Below are 2,684 nucleotides of genomic sequence, written 5' to 3' on the forward strand. Positions count from 1 at the left end.
CGCTCACGCCCGAGGCGTCGATGAGCGTCTTGATCTCCTTGGCGCCGGTGGCGCTGCGGTGCGCCCAGGCTGCGCACCTCGCTCGCCACGACGGCGAAGCCCCGGCCGTTCCTCGCCGGCACGGGGCGGCTTCCACGGCCGCGTTCAGCGCCAGGATGTTGGTCTGGAAGGCGATGCCGTCGATCACGCCGATGATGTCCACGATCTTGCGGGCCGAGGCATCGATGCCGCCCATGGTCTTCACGACCTGGCCCACCACGGTGCCGCCGTGCGTGGCGATCTCCGAGGCGCCCGTGGCCAGCGTGTTGGCCTGGCGCGCGTTCTCGGCGTTCTGCTGCACCGTGGCGGTGAGCTGCTCCATGGCGGCCGCCGTCTCCTCCAGCGAACTGGCCTGCTGCTCGGTGCGCGAGGACAGGTCCTGGTTGCCGCTGGCGATCTCGCTGGTGGCCAGGCGCACGGATTCGGACGAGGCGCGGATCTGCACCAGCACCGCCGCGATCTTGTCCACGAAGTGGTTGAAGGCGCTGGCGATCTGGGTGAGTTCGTCGCTGCCGTGGGTGGACAGGCGGCGCGTCAGGTCGCCGTCGCCCGAGGCGATGTCTTCCAGCGCATCGCGCACCACGCCCAGGCGGCGCAGCTGGTGGCTCACGGCCACGGTGACCAGCGCGACGGCGGCCACCACGCTCAGCAGGGTGATGACGATGGCCACTTTCAGCAGCGCGCTGACCGATTGCGTGGCCTCGGCGCGGTCGATGGCGATGGCCAGCGTCCAGGGCGTGCCCTGCACCTTGGCGGCGTAGAGCATCTGTTCGGCGCCGTCGATCTGCACGTCGGTGCGCTCGTTGCGCTCGGCCAGGCGCTTGATGAGCGCGGCGTCCAAGCTGCCCGAGATGTCGGAGACGGGCTTGAGCGCCATGCCGGGCTTTGCATACGCCAGGATCTTGCTGTCGCCGTCCAGCAGGAAGGCGAAGCTCTTGGCGATCGGGTGGATGGCGTTGACCTTGGCGGTCACCGAATCCAGGTAGATGTCGGTGGCCACCACGGCCGTGGGCTGGCCGGCCGGGCCGGCGGGCTCGGCGAAGGTGATGGTCAGCTTGCCGCTGCTCGCGCCCACGTAGGCGGGGGTGATGACCGGGCCGCCCGCCTGTGCCGCCTGCTTGTACCAGGGGCGCGAAGTGCCGTCGTACCCGTCCGGCACCTTGGTGAGCGCCATGTGGCGCTTGTCGGCATAGGTGAAGTACACCAGGTCGAACGCGCCGGCCTGCTTGATGGCGCGCAGCATGGGCAGCGGGTCCGGCTGCTCGGTGGCGACCTTGAGGGACGAGGTGATCCGCTGTTTTTCGCGCACCCATTCGGCCACTTCGTCGGCATGCAGGCGGGTGAGCCCGCCGACGTGCTCGTCCAGCTGCGCCAGCGTGTCGTTGCGCACCACGAAGAAGGTCACCAGCGCCAGGGCCAGCAGAGAGAGCACGGTGATGGCGACGCAGATGCCGATGAGGCGCGCACGCAGGCTTTTGAACATGGGGTACCTTTGCAATTGGATACACACAAGGGTTCATTCTGACCATCGGTTGACGCATCTCAAATGCCAAGCCGGCGGTTCTGCTAGGTGGAAACCCTGATGCCCGGATTCGCCCGAATTCGCCGGGCTTCCCGCATGCCCTGCCGCGCCCTTGCCGGGCGGCGGGGGCCTTCGGCGCCGCAACGGGGCTGCCAGCGCGTATCCTCGGGGCCGTCTATGAACCAACTGCAACTTTTCCTGCCCTGCGCCGCTGGCGTCGAGGGTTTTCTGGCCGACGAGGTGCACGGCATCACCGGCCTGACCGGCCAGGACCTGCTCACCGGCCGGGGCGGCGTGCTGCTGCGGGCCTCCTGGCGCGACGCGCTGATGCTCAACCTGCACAGCCGCCTCGCGCAGCGCGTGCTGGTGCAGCTCGGCCACCGGCCATACCGCTCCGAGAACGACCTGTACGCCGCCGCGAGCGAGGTCGCCTGGGAGATCTGGTTCACCCCGCGCCAGAGCTTCAAGATCGATGTCACCGCCCAGCACAGCCCGCTCACCAGCCTGAACTTCGCCGCGCTGCGCGTGAAGGACGCGGTGGCCGACCGCTTTCGCGCCAAGACCGGCGTGCGCCCGGACGTGGACACCCAGTGGCCCGACGTGCGCATCCACCTGCACCTGACCACCGACGAGGCCACGGTGTACATCGACACCTCGGGCGAGCCGCTGTTCAAGCGCGGCTGGCGCGAGGACAAGGGCGACGCCCCGCTCAAGGAAACCCTGGCCGCCGCCATGATCGCGGCCACCGGCTGGGACCCGCAGGGCGACGTGCCGCTGTACGACCCCTGCTGCGGCAGCGGCACCGTGCTGATCGAGGCGGCGCAGATGGCCTGCCACATCCCCGCCGGCATGCAGCGGCGGTTCGCCTTCGAGAAGCTGCTGCCGTTCCAGGCCCATGTCTGGTCTGCTATCAAAAATGAAGCAGAGCAGGCCATCAAACCGCCGGCAGTGGGCATCTTCGGCTCGGACGTGTCGCACCGCATGGTGGACTTCGCCCAGCGCAACGCCGAGCGCGCGGGCGTGGCCCAGGCCATCGAGCTGCGCGGCGGCGACGCGCTGCAGCGCATGCCGCCCACGCCCAGCCCGGCGTGATGCTGCTGAACCCGCCCTACGGCGAGCGCAT

General features: G+C 69.3%; 1 protein-coding gene and 1 pseudogene. One reads left to right on the forward strand and one right to left on the reverse strand.

Annotated features, from left to right (window positions below; translation table 11 throughout):
* A partial coding sequence (locus tag AC27KI_RS22420) for a methyl-accepting chemotaxis protein (RefSeq protein WP_487115918.1) occupies positions 1-1,522 on the reverse strand: 1,522 nt, incomplete at its 3' end.
* Between the two features lie 216 nt (positions 1,523-1,738).
* Between AC27KI_RS22420 and AC27KI_RS22425 the strand changes: the two are divergent.
* Positions 1,739-2,684, forward strand: a pseudogene (locus AC27KI_RS22425) (THUMP domain-containing class I SAM-dependent RNA methyltransferase); the annotation flags it as partial.

The organism is Acidovorax sp. KPB24-03 (genome assembly GCF_057546605.1).